22 protein-coding genes are annotated in these 19,807 nt (G+C 42.6%); 12 read left to right on the top strand and 10 right to left on the bottom strand.

Annotation, left to right across the window (positions count from 1 at the left end):
* Window position 1: 1 nt before the first annotated feature.
* From NV379_RS03185 to NV379_RS03170, 4 genes are read left to right on the top strand one after another with little or no spacing between them, the layout of a single operon-like run.
* Window positions 2–985 (top strand): ABC transporter substrate-binding protein, encoded by a 984-nt coding sequence (locus NV379_RS03185; RefSeq protein ID WP_258205816.1) that lies wholly within the window; start codon window positions 2–4, stop codon window positions 983–985.
* A 10-nt stretch (window positions 986–995) separates the two neighbouring features.
* On the top strand, window positions 996–2,003 hold the full coding sequence (locus NV379_RS03180; protein WP_258205815.1) for a FecCD family ABC transporter permease: 1,008 nt from the start codon (window positions 996–998) through the stop codon (window positions 2,001–2,003).
* Window positions 1,996–3,027 (top strand): FecCD family ABC transporter permease, encoded by a 1,032-nt coding sequence (locus tag NV379_RS03175; RefSeq protein WP_258205814.1) that lies wholly within the window; start codon window positions 1,996–1,998, stop codon window positions 3,025–3,027. Before NV379_RS03180 ends, NV379_RS03175 begins: the two co-directional genes overlap by 8 nt.
* Window positions 3,028–3,048: 21 nt before the next feature.
* The gene (locus NV379_RS03170; protein WP_373426066.1) at window positions 3,049–3,912 is read left to right on the top strand and encodes an alpha/beta hydrolase; all 864 of its coding nucleotides are present in this window, start codon (window positions 3,049–3,051) and stop codon (window positions 3,910–3,912) included.
* Window positions 3,913–3,945: 33 nt separating this feature from the next.
* Here NV379_RS03170 and NV379_RS03165 read toward each other — a convergent pair whose 3' ends face one another.
* Entirely contained in the window at window positions 3,946–4,545 is a 600-nt protein-coding gene (locus NV379_RS03165) for a TetR/AcrR family transcriptional regulator (RefSeq protein WP_258205813.1), read from the bottom strand.
* 95 nt (window positions 4,546–4,640) lie between these two features.
* On the opposite strand from NV379_RS03165, the gene NV379_RS03160 reads away from it, so the two are divergent.
* On the top strand, window positions 4,641–5,192 hold the full coding sequence (locus NV379_RS03160; protein WP_258205812.1) for a hypothetical protein: 552 nt from the start codon (window positions 4,641–4,643) through the stop codon (window positions 5,190–5,192).
* Window positions 5,193–5,528: 336 nt separating this feature from the next.
* On the opposite strand, the gene NV379_RS03155 is transcribed toward NV379_RS03160, so the two are convergent.
* Window positions 5,529–6,149 (bottom strand): YdcF family protein, encoded by a 621-nt coding sequence (locus tag NV379_RS03155; protein WP_258205811.1) that lies wholly within the window; start codon window positions 6,147–6,149, stop codon window positions 5,529–5,531.
* A 212-nt stretch (window positions 6,150–6,361) separates the two neighbouring features.
* On the opposite strand from NV379_RS03155, the gene NV379_RS03150 reads away from it, so the two are divergent.
* On the top strand, window positions 6,362–7,483 hold the full coding sequence (locus tag NV379_RS03150) for a glycosyltransferase family 4 protein (RefSeq protein WP_258205810.1): 1,122 nt from the start codon (window positions 6,362–6,364) through the stop codon (window positions 7,481–7,483).
* A gap of 57 nt (window positions 7,484–7,540) precedes the next feature.
* Here the strand turns inward: NV379_RS03150 and NV379_RS26030 are convergent, their stop codons facing one another.
* Window positions 7,541–8,047 (bottom strand): phosphotransferase, encoded by a 507-nt coding sequence (locus NV379_RS26030; protein ID WP_308860239.1) that lies wholly within the window; start codon window positions 8,045–8,047, stop codon window positions 7,541–7,543.
* Window positions 7,977–8,402 (bottom strand): phosphotransferase, encoded by a 426-nt coding sequence (locus NV379_RS26025; protein ID WP_308860238.1) that lies wholly within the window; start codon window positions 8,400–8,402, stop codon window positions 7,977–7,979. The genes NV379_RS26030 and NV379_RS26025 overlap by 71 nt, the downstream gene beginning before the upstream one ends.
* 116 nt (window positions 8,403–8,518) lie before the next feature.
* On the opposite strand from NV379_RS26025, the gene NV379_RS03140 reads away from it, so the two are divergent.
* The 3 genes from NV379_RS03140 (at window position 8,519) to NV379_RS03130 (ending at window position 12,296) form a co-directional block, all read left to right on the top strand.
* Window positions 8,519–9,202: a DUF7002 family protein gene (locus NV379_RS03140; protein ID WP_258205809.1), complete on the top strand. Its 684-nt coding sequence runs from the start codon at window positions 8,519–8,521 to the stop codon at window positions 9,200–9,202.
* A gap of 145 nt (window positions 9,203–9,347) precedes the next feature.
* On the top strand, window positions 9,348–10,637 hold the full coding sequence (gene uraA / locus NV379_RS03135) for a uracil permease (protein WP_258205808.1): 1,290 nt from the start codon (window positions 9,348–9,350) through the stop codon (window positions 10,635–10,637).
* A 27-nt stretch (window positions 10,638–10,664) separates the two neighbouring features.
* Window positions 10,665–12,296 carry a glycosyl hydrolase family 18 protein gene (locus NV379_RS03130; protein ID WP_258205807.1) on the top strand — a complete coding sequence of 544 codons (1,632 nt, stop codon included), beginning with the start codon at window positions 10,665–10,667 and terminating at the stop codon, window positions 12,294–12,296.
* 79 nt (window positions 12,297–12,375) lie between these two features.
* Here NV379_RS03130 and NV379_RS03125 read toward each other — a convergent pair whose 3' ends face one another.
* Together NV379_RS03125 and NV379_RS03120 are read right to left on the bottom strand one after the other, a co-directional pair.
* Window positions 12,376–12,660: a DUF2653 family protein gene (locus NV379_RS03125; protein ID WP_258205806.1), complete on the bottom strand. Its 285-nt coding sequence runs from the start codon at window positions 12,658–12,660 to the stop codon at window positions 12,376–12,378.
* A 2-nt stretch (window positions 12,661–12,662) separates the two neighbouring features.
* On the bottom strand, window positions 12,663–13,082 hold the full coding sequence (locus NV379_RS03120; protein WP_258205805.1) for a hypothetical protein: 420 nt from the start codon (window positions 13,080–13,082) through the stop codon (window positions 12,663–12,665).
* Window positions 13,083–13,220: 138 nt separating this feature from the next.
* Between NV379_RS03120 and NV379_RS03115 the strand changes: the two genes are divergently transcribed.
* The gene (locus NV379_RS03115; RefSeq protein ID WP_258205804.1) at window positions 13,221–13,766 is read left to right on the top strand and encodes a DUF309 domain-containing protein; all 546 of its coding nucleotides are present in this window, start codon (window positions 13,221–13,223) and stop codon (window positions 13,764–13,766) included.
* Between the two features lie 74 nt (window positions 13,767–13,840).
* Here NV379_RS03115 and NV379_RS03110 read toward each other — a convergent pair whose 3' ends face one another.
* Both NV379_RS03110 and NV379_RS03105 read right to left on the bottom strand, forming a co-directional pair.
* Window positions 13,841–14,410: a beta-class carbonic anhydrase gene (locus NV379_RS03110; protein WP_258205803.1), complete on the bottom strand. Its 570-nt coding sequence runs from the start codon at window positions 14,408–14,410 to the stop codon at window positions 13,841–13,843.
* Window positions 14,411–14,455: 45 nt separating this feature from the next.
* A complete protein-coding gene (locus NV379_RS03105) occupies window positions 14,456–14,782 on the bottom strand; it encodes an iron-sulfur cluster biosynthesis family protein (protein ID WP_258205802.1) in 327 nt (108 codons plus the stop codon).
* A gap of 124 nt (window positions 14,783–14,906) precedes the next feature.
* Between NV379_RS03105 and NV379_RS03100 the strand changes: the two genes are divergently transcribed.
* Window positions 14,907–16,430 carry a carboxypeptidase M32 gene (locus tag NV379_RS03100; protein ID WP_258205801.1) on the top strand — a complete coding sequence of 508 codons (1,524 nt, stop codon included), beginning with the start codon at window positions 14,907–14,909 and terminating at the stop codon, window positions 16,428–16,430.
* Between the two features lie 67 nt (window positions 16,431–16,497).
* Here NV379_RS03100 and NV379_RS03095 read toward each other — a convergent pair whose 3' ends face one another.
* On the bottom strand, window positions 16,498–18,036 hold the full coding sequence (locus NV379_RS03095; RefSeq protein WP_258205800.1) for a DHA2 family efflux MFS transporter permease subunit: 1,539 nt from the start codon (window positions 18,034–18,036) through the stop codon (window positions 16,498–16,500).
* A complete protein-coding gene (locus NV379_RS03090) occupies window positions 18,033–18,569 on the bottom strand; it encodes a PadR family transcriptional regulator (protein ID WP_258205799.1) in 537 nt (178 codons plus the stop codon). The genes NV379_RS03095 and NV379_RS03090 overlap by 4 nt, the downstream gene beginning before the upstream one ends.
* Before the next feature lie 210 nt (window positions 18,570–18,779).
* Between NV379_RS03090 and NV379_RS03085 the strand changes: the two genes are divergently transcribed.
* Window positions 18,780–19,787: an ABC transporter substrate-binding protein gene (locus NV379_RS03085; protein WP_258205798.1), complete on the top strand. Its 1,008-nt coding sequence runs from the start codon at window positions 18,780–18,782 to the stop codon at window positions 19,785–19,787.
* Window positions 19,788–19,807: the final 20 nt, after the last annotated feature.

The raw sequence follows: 19,807 nt of genomic DNA, 5'->3' as shown, positions 1-19,807 counted from the left end.
CATGTATAAGAAATTAGGATTTGCTGCACTTACGATTGTGATGGCGGCTAGCTTAGCAGCTTGTGGGGGGAAAGAAGCAGCTCCTTCAACAACCAGTCCGAATAGCACAAGCACACCTGCAGCAGCAAATGATAATAAACCAAGAACGGTTCAGTACTTGGGTAAAGAATACACAGTTCCAGCGAAGGCAGAAAAAATCGTCATTACAGGTTCTGTAGAATCTATGGAAGATGCACTTATACTTGATGTGAAGCCAACAGGTGCAATGACATCTGGCGGCAAGTTCTCACCACTATTCACTAAGATTACAGCTCAATCTGAGAAAATCGGAGAGAAAATACAGCCGAACATCGAGACGATTTTAAAATTAAAACCTGATGTGATTCTAGCAAGCACGAAATTCCCAGCAGAGATGATTGATAAACTAAACAAGGTAGCGACGACAATTCCTGTGTCCCACATTTCAACGAATTGGGATGCGAACTTGAACTTACTTGCGGAGCTAACAGGTAAGCAAGAGGATGCGAAGAAACTATTACAGAAGTATCAAGACGAGATCAAGTCGCTTAAAGAGAAGATTGGTCCAGTCATTAAAGATAAGAAAGTACTGGTGCTTCGCGTTCGTACAGGCAGTACCTTTATCTATCCACAAGATGTATTCTTTAACACTTCGATCTATGGGGACCTAGGTGCAACTGTACCTGAGGAAGTGAAGCAAGCTAAAGCGCAGCAGTTAGTGTCAATTGAGAAATTGTCTGAAATGAACCCGGATTACATCTTTGTTCAATTCTTAGAGGATGAGAATAAAGACAAACCTAAATCATTAGAAGATTTACAGAATAATCCGATTTGGAAAAGCATCAATGCAGTGAAGAACGGAAATGTGTTTGTCAATATCGTAGATCCTGAACTTCAAGGTGGTACAGCACACAGTAAGATGACCTTCTTAGAAGCAATCAAGAACAGTAAGCTTGTACAAAAGTGAGACATTTATCATGAAAAGATCTAGAACTTCACCTTTACTTATATTGTGCAGTGCACCGATATTGATGGTCGGAGTGATATTCTTATCGATTCTATACGGGGCGAAGAATATCGAACTTAGTACTGTGATCGAGGCGATTTTCCATTTTAATACAGATAATGCGGATCATCAGATCATTATGCATTCCCGATTGCCAAGAGCAGTCGGGGCGCTCATGATTGGTGCTTTTCTAGCGATATCTGGTGCTTTGATGCAGGGGATGACAAGGAATGACCTTGCGTCCCCTTCTATTATGGGTGTATCTGACGGCTCAGTGTTTGCGATCACGTTGTGCATGGTGCTGATGCCGGGTGCTTCGGGAATGGAGATGATCTTGTATTCCTTCGTTGGATCGGCATTTAGTATTGTCTTGGTTTTTGGTATGGCATCTTTACTGCCAGGTGGACTGTCACCCATGCGACTTGCGATATTAGGTACGATTATCGGTACATTCTTAAGTAGTGTATCCGTAGCTGTATCAACTTTCTTTCACATCTCACAAAATGTGAGCTTATGGTACAACGCACGTCTACATCAGATGAATCCAGAGCTAATGAAGCTTACGATTCCTTTTGCCATCGTGGGGATAGTGATTGCGATTCTACTTTCACGTTCCATTACGATTCTCTCCTTGGGAGAAGAAATTGCAACGGGTCTCGGACAAAAGACAGCTGTTATTAAATTTGCAACAATCGCATGTGTTGTGATCTTAACAGGAATTTCCGTAGCACTGGCTGGCAAGATTGGATTCGTAGGACTCATCGTACCGCATATTGCTCGTTTTTTAACGGGGATGGACTATAAATGGATTATTCCATGCTCAGGTGTACTTGGCGGTCTATTCTTGGCGCTATGTGATGTAGGAAGTCGCTTCATGAATTATCCGTTTGAGACGCCAATTGGTGTCGTTACTTCCTTGATAGGTGTGCCGTTCTTCCTTTATTTAGTTCGGACGAGGGGAGGAGGCAAACATGCATAGGAAGAAAGAGCGACCACTTAAACTGACTATGTTGATAGGCTTAATATTGCTGATAATTACGATGTACATGAGTTTGACGAATGGTGAGTTCGATATGAGGGTCAGCGATGTCCTTCGTACTTTATTTCGATATGAGCCGAATCCTGTATATGATCTTGTTATTATGGAGTTTCGTTTGCCTCGAATTTTGATTAGTATGCTCGTTGGTATGGGGCTTGGTGTAGCAGGTGCGGTCATTCAAGGTGTCACGCGTAACGGACTTGCCGATCCAGGTATTCTCGGAATTAACGCGGGTGCAGGTGCAGCCATCGTCATTTTCTTGTTCTTTTTTCAAGGAAAGATCAAGGGAGCGGGTCTTGCGTCGTTAATGGCAATGCCGTTGTTCGGCTTAATTGGCGGGGTAACGGCTGCGGTAATCATCTATTTGTTCGCTTGGAAGAATGGCCGTATGGACACACAGCGCTTGCTATTATCCGGGATTGCGGTTGCATCGGGACTTGGAGCTGTTATTCTCTTTTTGACTTTAAAAATGAATCCGAACGACTTTGAAATGGCACTGATGTGGAACTCTGGCAGTGTATACCATGCAGATTGGCGCTACATTGTATCGATTCTGCCATGGCTTCTCATCTTAATTCCGTTTATTCTTCGGAAGGCGTACATCTTGGACATTTTACAATTGAAAGAAGATACAGTCTTAAGTCTTGGCGTAGCCTCGGAAAAAGAAAAGGCGATCTTGCTATTATGCAGCATCGGGATCGTCAGCGGTTGTGTGTCGGTGTCTGGTGGTATCGGCTTTGTCGGACTTATGGCACCTCATATTGCGAAGCAGCTAGTCGGACATGCGCACAGACGAATCATTCCGATGTGTGCGTTAGTGGGAGCCATTCTAGTTACCATGGCAGATTTTATAGGCAAAATGGTGTTTGCTCCAGCTGAACTTCCAGTAGGAATTGTGATTTCAATTATTGGTGTACCGTATTTCATCGGGCTGCTATATAGACAAAGAGGACGCAGAGTATGACTTGGAAAGGTTGGAAGTGGGATGAGTGATCAAGAATTTATAGGTCGTGAGAAGTTAGGCGAGGGATTGAGCGGTTGTGAGGTGAGAATGCCACGGTCGAAAGAGTGGCAGATGGTTGCAAAAGAAAGCGGTCGAGAGTATCGGATATTTGTTGCATCTCCGAGTGAAGTGCCACCACCATCTGGTTTTCCGGTTATTTATATGCTAGACGGCAATGCGATATTTGGTACGATGGTTGAAGCTGTACGTGTTCAATCCAGACGACCTGAGAAGACAGGCGTAACCCCTGCAGTGATCGTTGGAATTGGTTATCCGACAGATGAACCATTTAATCCAGCACGATTCTATGATTTCACAATGCCTACGGAGCCTAGTGAATTGCCGAAGAGCTATGACGGAAGTCCTTGGCCAGAAATGGGCGGTGCAGAGTCGTTCTTTCAATTTATTGAGCAAGACTTGAAACCAAGAATTGAAAGTATGTGCAACATTGATAAGAATAGGCAGTCCATATGGGGACATTCCCTAGGAGGATTGTTCGTTCTGCAAACGTTGTTCAATCATTCCACATCGTTTCAGACGTATATCGCAGGAAGTCCTTCGATACATTGGAACAAGTCGCGGATTCGCGAGATGGAGCAGCATTTTACAGAACAATTGAAGCTTAATCCGCATAAGATAGACTTACTGATAACGGCTGGAGAGCTAGAACAATCCCATCCAAGCCGTATGAATGAATATGCAAAAGCTTTAGCTGAGCGACTATTCGGATACGCGGATTGCGGTATGCATGTTGAGTACAAAGAGTTTGAAGGGGAGGGGCATGTATCGGTTCTTCCTGGACTTATTAGTCGAACGGCAAGGTTTGCATTTCAACCATTGAAATAGAAAAAACCAATAGACCTTCGTAATGAAGGGGGGCTATTGGTTTTCTTTACGTATACTGCTTAGATGGTATTTAACGATTTGTGTAATCTCATCAGGCGTACAGTTATCTGGATTCGTGACGCCATGTACGAGCAAACCGTCTAGTAAAGCATGCAGACGCCTTGCCTCAAGTCGTTCGTCTAGATGGAGTCTCAAGACGTCGAGCTGGCGATAGACACGAATGACGATCTGGCTGAACTCGGATAAGCCTTGATACATCTCTTGGTTTAATGATTTCAAAGTAGGATCTGTCAGTGCTTTGCCGACAAAAGCCAACCAAACCTCACTTTCTGCTAAACGTTCCACATCGATTGGAACCAATTGAAGGATCGCATTTTCAATCTCCACAATTGGATTGTGATTTATTGCAAGCTTTCCAATACGCTCTGTAATTCGGTCTGCGACTAGCCGCATCGAGAATTCAAGCAGTTCGGATTGTGTTGTAAAATAATGACGAAGTGCACCTAAGGACATTCCAGCCTCATCTGCTACACTTCGTACAGAAACTGCTTCGAGTCCATTTTGGCGAATTATTCGCCACGCGGCTTCTGCTAATAATTCCCGACGAGCATCATGATCTACGATTTTTGGCATAAGGACATTATATCACCGTTGTTTTTATAGTACAATCGTGCTAAAATAATCACATCATAATAATACAAATGTATTAAAAAAGAGGTGGAGAGCGGATGTTAGGTTTAATTATTGCATGTGAAATTGGCTTTTGGGTGTTCGTGCTCGGTGGATTATTCTTCCGTTATATTCTTCGTATGAAAAGAATTGGCGCAATATTGCTACTATTGACTCCAGTAGTGGATCTTGTACTCGCAGTTGCTACTGTGATGGATTTACGTCAGGGGGCGGTTGCGACGACAATGCATGGAGTAGCAGCCATATATATCGGTGTATCTGTCGCATTTGGTCATCGGATGATCAAATGGGCAGATGAACGATTCGCACATCGCTTCGCGGGTGGTCCGAAGCCTAAGGGGAAACCGAAGTTTGGCTTTGAACATGCGATGTATGAATGTAAAATGTGGGCGCTCCACCTACTCGGATGTGGAATTGGCGTTGGTATGTTGTACGGGATGATCTATTTCGTAGGAGATGCTGCCCGCACGGAAAGTTTGATGAGTATAATTCAACTATGGGGCGTGGTACTTGCGATCGATTTCGTCTGGTCGTTTAGCTACTTGATCTGGCCGAAGAAGTCTAAGGGTGAACGTGCATTGAAATTGTAGAGTATTAATAATTGCAAGGATCGCGTACATCATCCAAGAACAAGTGAAATATCATTCATAATGAAAATAAAGGGAACGGACACGATATAGAATGAGACAGCATGAGAACCGAAGATCAAGTTAAGCGCATGTTGATGCAGTTAGATGTTGCATTGCAAAGAACCGATCAAGCTAGTAATCCTAATGAATTTTAAGAGTTGCAAGCTCGAATTGAGATGTTGGAATGGATGTTGAATACACCGACTGGTAAATATCACATGTAAGTAATAAAGGACAGACATCCGAATTAAAAGCCCGGATCCTGTCCTTTTTCTATATGGTTGCATTCTTCGAACCTTATCTCGCTTTTAAGTTCGTTCCAATCACGCTATCGATAAGTCGGTACGTTTCAAAGACAGCAATCCCTGCACTCTCACGAAATACATAGTACTTTAAGTTAATAGGTTCAATTTGAACAGGTTCGACAGTTGAGCGAATATCAATTGCATTTGCCATCATAGAAGCACGCAGCGCATGAAACCCATGAGTAACAAGGATAGCATTCTCAAATTGATGATCTTCCATGATTTTTTTACTATTAGACAAATTCTCGAAGGTGTTGCGAGACTGATCCTCCAGAATAACGTTGGATGCAGGTATACCTTTATCGACAAGATATGTCTTCATCGCTTCAGCTTCGGAGATCTCTTCATCGGCACCTTTACCGCCAGATACAATAATAAATTCACTTAGCTTCTCGTTATACACCTGGATCGCAATATCTAGTCGCTCTCGCATAGCAGGGCTTGGCTTTCCATCCCATACAGCAGCTCCGAGTACAATCATGCAATCACTCGGCTTTCCATGTGCATTTTTCCATGTGGACATCACTTTATAACTCATGATACCGAAATATGCGCCAGCAAGGATAATAACAATGAGAGCACTCCATGCGAGCTTTTTCATAATTTTCTTCATAAGATGCCTGACCTTCTTCCTCAAATCATGATAATGAGAATGATTGTATCAGAATCTAGCAACAACAACATCTTTTTGATTATTATATTAAAATATTCCATTCTATCAATTCGCACAAACTCAATGAATCGCTCCAGCATATTTTACAAAGATAGATCAATTTAAGAGAGCTGCGCAACTGGAGCGAGCTGCATATAGAGGATGATGGGATAATGAAAGTGTTGATGTTGGTTACGAAGCTTAATACCGGCGGTACGGAAAAATATATTCTGTCTGTCGCAAGATACTTAATGGCTCATGGTGTTCAAGTCGGAGTAGCCTCAAGAAGAGGACCATTGCTGAAGCAGTTTGTGCAAGCGGGTATTCAGGTTCATCTGCTTCCTCCCAATCGAAATTTGATGCGTACACAATTGCAAGTACTGTCTTCTATCCTTAATGACGGTGGTTACGATTTGATTCATGCGCATGATACAGAAAGTTATCGATATGCATCTATTTTGCATGCCAAACATGCACAGCCGATAATCGCTACAATTCATGGAACGTACCATGGTCGCGTTGCACTTCAATCTATTGCAAGAGTTGCAAGACGTCTGATCGTCATATCTCAGAATTTATCTAGTTGGTTGATGGAGAGTGTTCATGATGCCAGAGGTAAAGTTGTGTATATTCCTAATGGTATTAATACGACCTTCTTCAAACCGAATGCACAGCAGTTGAAAGCCCGAAATTCGCTGGCATTGCCGCCACAAGCGCAGCTTGCAATTTACGCAGGCAGGGTGTCACCCGATAAGTTTCCGATTGCTGTCAAAATGGTATTATCATCTGAACAAGTAGCAAAGAACAATCCGCGCTATGTAGCGGTTATATTCGGCGCTGGAGCTCCGCACAATCGATTGAAATTGAATAGGTTAGCAGCAAATGTGAACCGTCGATTAGGCAGACAAGCAATTATTGTTCGTATGGCAATACCGAATATTCAGCGCGCGTATCATGCAGCAGATGTAGTAGTAGGCACAGGGCGTGTGGCGATGGAGGCACTATCTTGTGGAAAACCAGTAATAGCCGCTGGTGTTGCAGGATATTGTGGGATCGTTCGTAAAGCCAATATGAATCGAGTCAGTCAAGCGAACTTTGGTGACCATGGAGCTACCGGGCCGATTACGGTTGAACAATTAACCAAAGATCTTACAAATTTGATTCAAGCTCCTCTTAGATTAAAGCGATTAGGTCAATACGGTGCCAAAACAATTCAGGAGCGGTTTACATTGGAAGAGGTAGGCGCGCGGATAATGGAGGAATACCGAAGTGTGATGGTTCCTATAGAGGGATAAACAAATGGTACTAACCCTTGTGCATAAGGGCAGTACCATTTGTCATTTCACAATAAATTAATCAGTTGAAAGTTCATTTCCATGTTCGTCTACACCAAATCCAGCACGAGCCATTGCATAGTAATCTTCAAGTCCTGAACGCTCTGCAAACAATGCGACAGCAATCGGATAGGCAGAAGAGAGCTCAATGATATGCTCTTGCATACGTGGGCATGTCTTACCGCCAGCTTGCTCGTATAACTTAATCATCTCAGCTAGCTTCTCTTCGCCGAATAAGAAGTAGAAAATGACAAAATCAGTTGCAGGATCAGCTACTTCACCTTCTGTCCAATCTAACAATCCGGTTACACGTCCATCTGGAGTAACAAGAATATGAGCAGGGTGTAGGTCTCCATGAATAAATGAAGAATGTGTCGGCCACATCGATTCATCTGCGAGCCATTTTTGCCAGCGACCCCATAATGCTTCAGAGACACCGAATGTTTGCTTGATCTTATTCATCTTTGCAGCCATTGACTTCTTGTGAATTGTGAACTCGAATGCCTGCTTGTCTAGCTTCTTCATGATCAATCCGGTGCAAGGCAACCATTGCCTCCACTAGTGATTGATTGAATACTTGCGGCAAGTTGCTTGAGTCCAAATACCATTCATAATTTTGGATTACTAGATTGATCGTCGCTATTGGCACGCCTTCCAATAAGGGATAGGCAATTAGCTCGGATGTGTGAACTTGCCAATTCGGAACGCTAACTGGAAGATGTTTGGATACAAGATCAAGTACTTTTTTCTCATAAGCAGCGGTATCAATGACATCTTGGCGTCTTGGTACACGCAGAACCCATGGTACTTGGTCACTTATCGTTTTTCCAAATACAGCTAAGAAATCCAGACCACTTTCATTAGGAGTGAAAAAAATCAATCGGATAGAAAATTAATTGTATCGCCTCGTGCATCAATAAAACTTTGGTTATACTACCCAAATTAATGACTGCATCGAGAGCACCAATAATACAAAGGGAAGGAGTATCGATTACCTTGGAACAATCGATTCTAACGACCATTACGAAATCAATGGGTAGAAAGTCGCTGTATCATTTTACAAGAGTGAGTAATTTGCCTGTGATCGCTCACTTGGACAGCTTGCTATCCAGTTATCTGCTGTATCCACATGAAATTGGAGAACGGCGATTGCAGCCACGTGAAGTGCAGGTTCAGGATTATACGGTAACGATTAATTCACACCTAAGAATTCCTGAAATGATGATCGACCCCTCTTGCACGTTGGAACAATTCCGAGCGAATTTGGATCGTCATGTCTTTCTCTGGCCAACAATACGCGATTGCAAGAAAATGCTTGAAACTTACACACGTAGAGAACCTGAGGGAGCTTTTGCGATTCTAGAGTTTGATGCTTACACATTACTTTCTGATCATTATCCAAAAGTGAAACTTTCCAAATATGATTCTGGCAGCTCACCGCGGTTTCCTAAGCATTGTACGTATCGCAAAAGTCCCCAGATGTATGTGCCGTTATCTGATTTTCAAAAGCGTACAGACCCAATCTATCCCTCCAAGTCTTCCGAAATTAAAGAGGTATTGATCGAAGATCAATTAATGGGGTTGTCGAAGCATTTAAAGGCGATTTATGTGGATGATTGCAAAATGGTTCCTATGTGCTGGAAAGAACTTGCGAGGTCATTAGAGAGGTTTCGAATATGAAATAGTTAGACAAACTCACATTGTGTCGAAATTGCGGCTTTTTTTGTAAAAAAGGATTGCTTTTTTTCGTATCATTCCTTACATTAGGGAAGGCTTATTTATATGTATGGAAAAAAATTGACGAAAATGTAAAGGGAGGCACTTCATGAGTCGTGTTATTCAGGTGGACGAGCGTCCATCGCTGATTCAAAGTATTCCACTAAGCTTTCAGCACTTGTTCGCTATGTTCGGGGCGACGGTATTAGTACCGATCTTGCTACAAGTCAACCCAGCTACGATTCTACTAATGAATGGATTTGGGACGTTGCTCTACATCTTTATTTGTAGAGGAAAGATACCAGCATTTCTAGGTTCAAGTTTTGCTTTTATCTCACCTGTTACATTAGTGATCTCGCAAGGCTCATATAACAATGCGCTTGGTGGATTTATTATTACAGGTGGGATCTTTGTAGTAGTTGCCTTAATAATTATGCTAGTCGGGACATCGTGGATCGATGTGATCTTCCCTCCTGCGGCGATGGGGGCAATCGTAGCGGTAATCGGTCTTGAATTGATCCCAACTGCAGCAGGTATGGCTGGATTAATTAATACAACAGGTGCTTCAGATTGGCAAATGGATTCGACTTCTGTAACAGTCGCAATGATTACACTGCTTGTAACGATTATCGGCTCTGTGATGTTCCGCGGGTTCCTGAAGATTATTCCGATTCTAATTGGGGTAGTTGTTGGTTATTTGACAGCATGGTATTTCGGAATTGTTGATTTTACAGCAGTTAGGAATGCTCCTATGTTCGCAGTTCCAACATTCTACAAACCAGAGTTCCATTTATCAAGTATCCTAATCATTGCTCCTGCCGCACTTGTTGTTGTTGCTGAGCATATTGGTCACTTGATCGTAACAAGCAATATCGTAGGACGTGATTTATCTAAATCCCCGGGTTTACACCGCTCTTTATTGGGTAACGGGGTTTCTACCATGATCTCTGGATTTGTCGGTTCTACTCCGAATACAACTTATGGGGAAAATATCGGGGTTATGGCGATTACAAAAGTATACTCTACTTGGGTAATTGGCGGCGCGGCAATACTTGCGGTGTGTTTATCATTCCTAGGTAAGTTCGCTGCACTAATTACGACGATCCCAACACCAGTTATGGGCGGAATCTCCTTGGTGTTGTACGGAGTAATCGCTGCATCGGGTCTACGCATGTTGGTTGAGACGAAGGTGAATTATTCCAAGCCGACGAATTTATTCTTAACAACGATTGTATTTGCAGCAGGACTAAGTGGCTTTACATTTACATGGGGGCATTTGGTACTAAAAGGCATGGGGCTTGCAACTGTAATTGCAATCATCTTCGGGATCTTTTTTAAAGTCATTGAAGTATTAGGTCTTTCTAATGAAGACAAAGAGGGCAAAGAAAGCGCCCACTAAACGGAAACGGATAGGGGAGAGGAAACTATGCTAAAGAAAGCAAGTCTAGCAATATTTGCAACGATGACACTACTTGGAAGTAGTGAAGCTCTCGCATATCAGGCACAGATGAACACCTTTATGGATGTAGGGACAGATTGGGCTACAGCTAGTATATACAAGCTTTCAGCATTAGGTGTTATCTCGGGTACTGGCAACGGTACGTTCCAAGGCAGCGGTGTTGTGACAAGAGAAGCGTTCGTCAAGATGTTGATGGCATCGAGTTCAACACTGTCTAGCCAAACTACTAAATCCATGTCAATACAGGATGTAAGCGACCCTGCGCATTGGTCGTATTCTTATATCCAGCAAGCATTCTCGGCAGGATTGCTAGATGATATTATCGTAGATAACAGATTCAAGCCAAGTCAAGAGATTACGAGAGAAGAAGTAGCGGTACTTACAGGAAAGTTCTTACTTCAATCGCTAACGGCTGCTGATCGAGATAAATGGCTTCAAACAAGTTGGCAAACAGAGAAGACAAGTCGTGCATTTGTAGATGGCACTAAGATTAAAGATGCGAATCAGCCAGAACTCTACTATTCATCTTCACTAGGTATCATTGTTGGGGATGAGCAGAAGCAATTTCGTCCTCAAGATTCTTTAACTCGGAAAGAAGCGGCAGCCATTATTGAACGTGTAATGAATACTGCGGCTGAGAAGCATCAGCTTCAAGGTGTCGGATTCTATGCCATTCAATCCTATAGTAATGTTGACAAAATGAGCTTATTGCAAGACGTGAAGTTCGGTTGGTCGCAACTGGCGTACAGCGGAAGCGGCTCTGCAAGTTTAGATATGAAGACAGCGCCATTCGCTGTTCCAGATGGCTGGCAAGCAGCGATGGATAAGGCGAAATCCTACAATATCAATCGCAAAGAACTCATGATATACGCTGATAATAAGGACAATCGTCTAAGCTCATTCTTAACCGATCAAGCTGCACAGAAAGCATTTATTGGGTCGGTTCATGATCTATTAACTAGCAATAATCCATATGGTTTTAATGGTATTTCGATAGATTTTGAGGGCCTGTTAAAAGTAGAAGAGCAGGGTGCATATACGAGCTTTTTAAGAGATGTGAAATCGGCAATTAAAGGGTATACATTATCCGTAGCTGTTCCACCTACAGATTGGTATAAAGGCTATGATATGAAGCAGATCGGACAAATTGCTGATCAAGTCATTCTAATGGCTTATGATTACACGCACAAAGACAGTAAGCTACCGTCTGCGCCACTCCCGTTAGTGAACGATGCCATTCAAACCGCTTTATCTGTCATTCCGAAAGAGAAACTTGTACTTGGTATATCCAAGCAAGCGAATCAGTGGATCACAAGCCCTGATGGAAAGATAAGCTTAGAGAATCCAGCTATTAATCTAGTGGAAGAACGTGCAGTTAAGGCAGGAAGCAAGCTTGAGTTCATGCTCCCATACTTCCTTGAGCAAATTACGTTCCAAGACGACCGCGGATCTCATGTAATCTGGTATGAAGATAAGAAGAGTATTGCGGAGAAGATGTGGCTAGCGAAGTATTATCAGCTGCAAGGTGTGTCATTATGGCACATGGGCAACTACAATGCTGCAGATTGGGATATCGTGAAGCAATATATGGCTCCCTAAAAAATAAAAAAAGTATGCAAAAAAAGCTGATCATCGCCTAATACAAGGCAATGATCAGCTTTTTCTATCTTAGAGGAGATTAGTAGCTTTGCTGAATATCGGCTACAATTTCCTCATCTAATACTAATTGAATTTGATCTCGGAAGATACGTTGATCATATTGTTGATACATATACTGCTCGATTGCTTCCAGAATGGTAGCCTGTACAAGAATTTGGTTGCGTCCACTTACATAAACTTCAGCAGAGAAGCCATAATCCTCATCCCACATCATAGATACATCTACGTCAGTTGGCTTAACCATTCTGCGTTGTGCAACACTCACACAGATCGCATTCGTAATCTCTTGTTCAGTTAAGCGCATGATTAATATCTCCTGTGGTCATCCGGTTTACGATTCTTGCGTGCACGAATTAGGGTTACAACTTTAATAACGAGTGATACGAGGAATACAATTGCAAGTACGTTGATAAGAAGTCCAAGCATATCGCCTAGGAATCCCATACCTCCGAACATTCCACCGAACAACATACCAGCTAGTCCACCAATCATAAGGCCTTTCATAAAGCCTCCACCACCGAAGAATCCTGGTTTCGCGTTAGGTGTAGTACCTACATTCTTGGAGGTATTCATATTGTTACTACCTACATTACTATTGGTTGAATTCGTATTGGATTTGAAACTTTTTGGTGATGACTTGTACCCTTTTGCATCGACAGAAGCTGTTCCTGCTACGGCAAATACGAGCATGAATGTCATCATCAATATTGTTAACTTTTTCCACATGTTTGACCTACCCCCGAAAAATGTTTTGGAAAATTTAGAGTTTCCCTATATGATGTATACGTATCCACGTTTTTTTGGTTTCAACTATTTTATTTTTTTCTATAAAATTTTTCGCAGGTGTTTAAGGGGGCATTAAGAATGGAGTATCCGCAAGCCTATATCGACTATCTCGTCTTTTTCCACGCGGATCGAGATTATTTTGAATGTCATGAGGTGCTCGAAGAATATTGGAAAGAACATCCAAGGGATCCTTTTGCACAGACATGGGTAGGTCTGATTCAGATTGCAGTCGGCTTGTATCATCATCGTCGTGGCAATTTAGCTGGCGCTCGTAAGATGTTAGGCAGCTCGCTGCTTCGCTTGCATGGAGAACATGTTCAGCAGCTCGGACTCGATATGGGAGAGTTAACTAAGCGGATATCTACTATTACGGATCGCCTTCAAGTCAGTGATCTTGTGGAATATGAAGATATCGAATTACCGATCGCAGACCAATTATTGTTGGATCTTTGTAAAAGAGAGTGCCAAGCGCATCACAAAGTATGGGGTAATCCAAGCTTAATGACAGATTCTAGTCTTATCCATAAGCATACGCTTCGTGATCGTTCAGGTGTCATTGCAGAGAGACAGAAGCAGGCGCTGCTCAAGCGTAAACCTCGTGAAACCGATTCACCATTCATATAAACACATAAGCCAAAAAGGTCAAGCCAAGGGATACGTCCCAAGGCTTGACCTTTATTTATGATAATCAATGTTATTTATTTCTTATTATCGTATCCATCAGCAATTAGATCTAATTTCCCTGTAACAGGGTCAATGACTAAGCCGTGAACAGGAATTGTTTTCGGTAGAAGCGGGTGGTTGCGGATGATGTTGACACTTTCCTTCACGCTATCACTTACTTGTTCGAAGCCGCTTAACCACTTGGATAAGTTAATTCCTGAATTGTTGATTGTGTCAATGACATCAGGGGATACGCCACTAGCTAGTGCTTTCTTAAGTACAGAAGATGAGTTCAAACCCGTCATCCCGCATTCGTTATGACCAATGACGAGAACTTCGTGCGCATTAAGTTCATAGATAGCAACGATAATTGAGCGCATAACTGAACCGAAAGGGTGTGTAACGAGTGCGCCAGCATTCTTAATGATCTTGGCATCACCATTGCGTAGATTCATTGATTTAGGCAGAAGCTCAACAAGTCTTGTGTCCATGCAAGTGAGAATTACCATTTTTTTATCTGGAAACTTGGTGGTGTAGTATTCCTCATATTGCTTCGTGTCAACGAATGTATCGTTGTGATCCAAAATTTCTGATATTAATGACATGCGGTTTCCTCCCTCAATGGTAGATCTACAATAGATATTTTATGGTTATGGTGCAACCGTAATAAGTCGCATAGATGCGTTATAGATTTGACCATTGCTCTTTAGTATAAAAGATTTTTGGTCAACAGAAAAGTCAATCGTCATCTTTTCTTCAAAATAAACTTCGTGATTTCTTTGCATCAAAAGGTCGAATGGTTGCCCTTTTATGATCATATCGTATGGCCCTTGCTCATGTGTAATCATTAATGTTGGAATCCCATTTACGGCACAACCGCAGCCTTCAGTATCAAACATCAATTTTAAGTAAGTATGGTTTTCTTGTAACCATGGGGCGATCTCGCGGACCGCGTTCTCTGTATAAGTAATCTCCATAAAGAAAAACTCCTTTCCTTCTATGTATTGTAACATAAATCACAGCAATCGTTCGCGGTTGATTATACAGCTTGAAGAAAGTATGATGGAGAAGAAGTACAATTCCACATGGGAGGGATTTATTTTGACAACAGAAGTGAAAACCGTACAACTTAGTGACTTCAAAAAATACATACGTAAAATGAAATCTTATGAAGAGGCAATTGCCCTTCTGAGCTGGGATTTAAGAACAGGTGCGCCGAAGAAAGGTGCAGAGTTCCGTTCTGATTCGATTGGAGATCTTTACGGCGAATACAATAAGATGCTGATATCTGATCAAATGGCAGAATTTTTAGAGCATTTCTTGCAAAATGAAGTAATCACAACCCTCGGAGATGTGGAACGTAAGATGCTGACAGAATGTAAACGTGAGTATGACTTCAGCAAGAAGATTCCGCCAGAAAAGCTCCAGGAGTATGTTGTTCTTACTACAAAGACGGAATCGTTATGGTCAGAGGCGAAGGGTAAGAATGATTGGGATTCCTTCGCACCAAGCTTACAGAAAATCGTAGATACAAATATTGAGTTCGCTGAACTAAGGGGATACGAGGGTCACCGTTATAATGCACTTCTAGATAACTATGAGCCAGGGATCACCGTTGAGAAGCTAGATGAAGTGTTCGGTGCATTGCGTGAGAAAGTAGTACCACTTCTTGCAGCGATTCGTCAATCACCAAACCAACCCGATTGCTCGTTCCTCGATCAAGCATTTGATAAGGACAAGCAGCGTCAATTCTCACTGGATACGCTCAAGCAATTGGGCTATGACTTTGAAGCAGGTCGCCTAGATGAGACCGTTCACCCGTTCATGACTGGTATTAACCCACGTGACAGTCGTATTACGACTCGTTACTTACCTCGTGATGTAAGAAGTGCGCTATTCGGCACAATCCACGAGTGTGGTCATGCGATGTATGAGCAGAATATTAGCGAAGAGCTTTCCGGTACGAATCTTAACTCCGGTACTTCGATGGGTATTCATGAATCCCAATCCCGCTTCTGGGAAAATGTGATCGGTCGTTCCAAGCAATTCTGGGCACATAATTATGATGCACTTAAAGCCAAATTCCCAGGCCAATTGGATGATGTTGGTTTAGATGATTTCTACCGTGCATGTAACCATGCAGAATCCACACTCATTCGTATTGAAGCAGATGAACTTACTTATAACTTCCACATCATGATCCGCTATGAGCTTGAGAAAGCGTTAATTGGCGGCACGCTTCAAGTAAGCGATCTACCTGAGGCTTGGAATGAGAAGTACCGTGAATATCTAGGTATTGAGCCTTCAAGCTATAGCGAAGGTGTCATGCAAGATGTTCACTGGTCTGCTGGCTTGTTCGGTTACTTTCCATCTTACTCACTTGGTAACATGTATGCTGCGCAAATGCTGAACAAAATCGAGAATGAGTTCTTGCCGAACTTCTATGAGTTAATTGAAGCAGGCGACTTTGCTCCGATCAAGACACTACTTACTGAGCATGTGTACCAATATGGTAAGCTGCTTACACCTAACGAAATCATTGAGCGTATGACCGGTGAAGAATTAAACCCTGAATACCTTGTGAAATACTTAACGGATAAATACAGCCCAATTTACGGGTTGTAAAATAGAAGTAGCCCTGACTGCATGAGATTGCGGTCAGGGCTACTTTTTTTAAAAGAATGAAATCATTTTAAGCGTTCTGCGGTTGTACAGATTGACCCTCAGATGAAGTTTCTTGTTTCTGACTTGGCAGAGATCCTGGACCAGCAAGTAGACTTGCAATGAGTCCGATCGAGCAGAAGCATATCGCCAAGATGAATCCGTGGTTAATCGCTGAACCTAGCGCATCTCGCAGGAAGTCATGGACAGCAGGTGGCAGTGGCGTAGAGCCTGCATGGATGAGGAGCTGTGGATTAGCTAATGTGTCTATTTTATCTAATGGAATGTGAAGGGACTCAGCTCCGCTAGCGATCGTATCTTTCAAGTTATTGTTCACAATCGTCGCCATCATTGAAGCCCCGAGTATTCCCCCGAAGTTACGCCAGAAGCCAACTACAGAAGAAGTAACACCGAGATATTTGGCATCCACACTTACAGCAACCGCATTCTGAGCAACGCTCATCAGTGGACCAATTGCACCAAATCCAAGCAGTACCATTAGGAAGATCATATAACCGGATGTCGTGTCATATCCAATGGATGTGAGTAAGCTTGCAGCAACAATACCTGAGATCATCGTAAAGGACATTAAGCTACGGAAGGAGAACTTGCTTTGCAAAAAGCCGAATGCAATCGCACCAATGATTAGGGAGAGCATCATTGGAGTTAAGGTTGAATTGGAGTTCTCATGTCCCATCACAGCAACGGTGAACATCGGTAAGTAAGTGATCGCAGAGAACATAATGACACCTTGGCATAGGCAAGCGATTGTCGTGCTGATCACCATCCGACTGCGATAGATTGCGAAGGGTAGAACAGGTTCTTCTACGCGGCGTTCAACGAGAATGAATAAGCATAGTCCGACAAGTCCAAGTGCGAATAGTCCAATGATTTGCGGTGAAGTCCAAGCATAATCTTTGCCGCCAAACTCTAAGCCGAGCATAATCGATAACGTCGTAACGATGAGAAGGAACGTCCCGAGATAGTCAATTTTCGGTTTGGTTGTGGAGCGGGATTCTTTAAGTCTAAATAAAACAATGAAGAACGAGAGAATACCAAGCGGTACGTTCACATAGAAGCACCAAGTCCATCCCCAATGTTCGGAGATAAACGTTCCGATTTGTGGACCTGCAACAGATGAGAGTCCGAACACAGCTGCCATAATACCTGCCACTTTACTAGCTTGCTTTGGATCGGCAAAAGTGGAGTAGATGATGGTGAAGGAGATCGGGAAGATGGCACCTGCACCAATGCCTTGTATTGCGCGATAGAGGATCAACTGATCCATACTCGTCGCTGTTCCGCATAGAGCAGATCCGATCAGGAAGAATGTGATTCCGATCAGGTACATAAGCTTTCGTCCGAATATATCGGACATTTTACCAAAAATAAGGATCGTTGACGTAGAAGCCAGCATGTAGCTTGTGAATACCCACGATACGCGTTCAAACCCACTCAGGTCTTGAATAATGTGACTGATTGCAGCAGAAGTAATGGTGTTATCCAAGGCTGACATAAATAAACCTAGTGCGATTGCAAATAGAATAAGCCCGGAACTTCTGGTATTCATTGTTCACTCTCCTGTTCTAATCGAGCGAAGCGATCCATCGCTTCATTGGCAAGCTTTAAATTATTTTCAAAACTGGTAATTCCAATTTGGATACTCAATTCTTGTGTAGGACTTAAATCACCTTGGTTATCCAATTGGCATTGACACAAGCCCTCTAATTGCAATTGTTTCTGCGCGATATACAGTTCAAGCCATTTACGAATAATAGATGGATCAGCGAATTCGCCAAAATATAAGCGAGTTAGGAAATCTGAGCGCGTAACATCAGCAGTTAGTGGACTTCGCAAGTAATGGGCGAACATCTTCTTACCCGATTCGGTAATGCTGTATTCATGTTTACTTGGTTTGCCTTCTTGCGCAATGGTTACTTTCGTAATGAGTTGATCTGCTTCTAATCGCTTGAGCGTCGGGTAGATCGTACCGAAGCTGGCATCATAGAAGAAGGAGAATACCGTCTGGAAACGCTGCTTGATCTCATATCCGGAATAATTCTTTTCCATTAACACGCCTAAAATAACATCTTGTGAGTTCATCTCTCTTCTCTCTCCATCCTTCATTCTTATATATATCAGATATTTATATATCGATCGAACATATATCAGTTCGATATATAAAATATAGAGCCTTCATTCTAAATTGTCAATTATTAAGTTTTAAAATGGGCGAAATGAAATTCACAATAACTTCCGCATGGGCTCCTGCATAGACTGTAGTACTTTATTGAGAATGTAGGGGGGAAGTCCATGAATCGGAAGTTAATCTCTGGTTTACTGGCAGCAATGCTCATTATTCCACTCATGCTGTCTGCGTGTAGTTCCAGTAAACCGGAAGTGAACAAGGTGCGTATTGGCGAGGTGACGCGTTCTATTTTCTATGCACCGCAGTATGTCGCGATTTCGCAAGGATTTTTTAAAGAAGAAGGTTTGGAGATTGATCTTCAGACAACACCAGGTGGCGACAAGACGATGACGGCGCTGCTATCTGGCGTGATTGATGTAGCGCTTGTTGGATCAGAGACGTCGATCTATGTGAAACAGCAAGGCTCGGATGATCCAGTTATTAATTTCGATCAGCTAACTCAGACAGACGGCACGTTCCTTGTGTCGCGCAAGCCAGTTGCTAATTTTGACTGGAATATGCTTAAAGGAGTGACGTTCCTTGGTCAGCGTAAAGGCGGTATGCCGCAAATGGCCGGGGAATTCACGCTTAAGAAGCACAACATCGATCCTAAGAGTGATCTAACGATGATTCAGAACGTCGATTTTGCCAATATTCCATCTGCATTCGTCTCGGGAACTGGGGATTATGTGCAAATGTTCGAGCCGCAAGCCACGATGATTGAGAAAGAAGGCAAGGGCACGGTGATCGCATCTTTCGGTAAAGAAAGTGGTGCACTTCCATATACCGTGTTCATGACGAAGAAGAGCTTCATGACGAAAAACCCAAATACTGTCCAAAAATTCACAAATGCGATTCAGAAAGCACAAAACTGGGTTCGCGATCATAGTGTGGATGAGATATCTGCGAGCATCGTGAGTTATTTTGCCAATACAGATATCGATGTTGTAAAAAATGTAGTGAAGCGATACAAAGAGCAAAGTTCATTCGCTACGGATGGCATCATAGACCAAGCAGAGTGGAACAACTTGCTTGATGTAATGAACGCTGCAGGTGAACTCAAGTCTCGTGTAGAGTGGAAAGATGTTGTCGACAATTCATTCGCAGAAAAAGCGAAGAGTAATGTGAAGTAAGCTCTGTAAGGGGCAGGATT

It is taken from the genome of Paenibacillus radicibacter (assembly GCF_024721995.1).
GTDB lineage: Bacteria > Bacillota > Bacilli > Paenibacillales > NBRC-103111 > Paenibacillus_AM > Paenibacillus_AM radicibacter.
This window is presented reverse-complemented; position numbering and strand designations above follow the sequence as displayed.

Coding starts and splice junctions, on each gene's coding strand:
- NV379_RS03170 (WP_373426066.1), top strand. CDS start 3,049: ATGAGTGATCAAGAATTTATAGGTCGTGAGAAGTTAGGCGAGGGATTG.
- NV379_RS26030 (WP_308860239.1), bottom strand. CDS start 8,047: ATGAAGAAGCTAGACAAGCAGGCATTCGAGTTCACAATTCACAAGAAG.
- NV379_RS03090 (WP_258205799.1), bottom strand. CDS start 18,569: ATGAACTCACAAGATGTTATTTTAGGCGTGTTAATGGAAAAGAATTAT.
- uraA (WP_258205808.1), top strand. CDS start 9,348: ATGAGTCGTGTTATTCAGGTGGACGAGCGTCCATCGCTGATTCAAAGT.
- NV379_RS03115 (WP_258205804.1), top strand. CDS start 13,221: ATGGAGTATCCGCAAGCCTATATCGACTATCTCGTCTTTTTCCACGCG.
- NV379_RS03185 (WP_258205816.1), top strand. CDS start 2: ATGTATAAGAAATTAGGATTTGCTGCACTTACGATTGTGATGGCGGCT.
- NV379_RS03150 (WP_258205810.1), top strand. CDS start 6,362: ATGAAAGTGTTGATGTTGGTTACGAAGCTTAATACCGGCGGTACGGAA.
- NV379_RS03155 (WP_258205811.1), bottom strand. CDS start 6,149: ATGAAGAAAATTATGAAAAAGCTCGCATGGAGTGCTCTCATTGTTATT.
- NV379_RS03130 (WP_258205807.1), top strand. CDS start 10,665: ATGCTAAAGAAAGCAAGTCTAGCAATATTTGCAACGATGACACTACTT.
- NV379_RS03165 (WP_258205813.1), bottom strand. CDS start 4,545: ATGCCAAAAATCGTAGATCATGATGCTCGTCGGGAATTATTAGCAGAA.
- NV379_RS03110 (WP_258205803.1), bottom strand. CDS start 14,410: ATGTCATTAATATCAGAAATTTTGGATCACAACGATACATTCGTTGAC.
- NV379_RS03120 (WP_258205805.1), bottom strand. CDS start 13,082: ATGTGGAAAAAGTTAACAATATTGATGATGACATTCATGCTCGTATTT.
- NV379_RS03180 (WP_258205815.1), top strand. CDS start 996: ATGAAAAGATCTAGAACTTCACCTTTACTTATATTGTGCAGTGCACCG.
- NV379_RS03085 (WP_258205798.1), top strand. CDS start 18,780: ATGAATCGGAAGTTAATCTCTGGTTTACTGGCAGCAATGCTCATTATT.
- NV379_RS03175 (WP_258205814.1), top strand. CDS start 1,996: ATGCATAGGAAGAAAGAGCGACCACTTAAACTGACTATGTTGATAGGC.
- NV379_RS03125 (WP_258205806.1), bottom strand. CDS start 12,660: ATGCGCTTAACTGAACAAGAGATTACGAATGCGATCTGTGTGAGTGTT.
- NV379_RS03160 (WP_258205812.1), top strand. CDS start 4,641: ATGTTAGGTTTAATTATTGCATGTGAAATTGGCTTTTGGGTGTTCGTG.
- NV379_RS03105 (WP_258205802.1), bottom strand. CDS start 14,782: ATGGAGATTACTTATACAGAGAACGCGGTCCGCGAGATCGCCCCATGG.
- NV379_RS03095 (WP_258205800.1), bottom strand. CDS start 18,036: ATGAATACCAGAAGTTCCGGGCTTATTCTATTTGCAATCGCACTAGGT.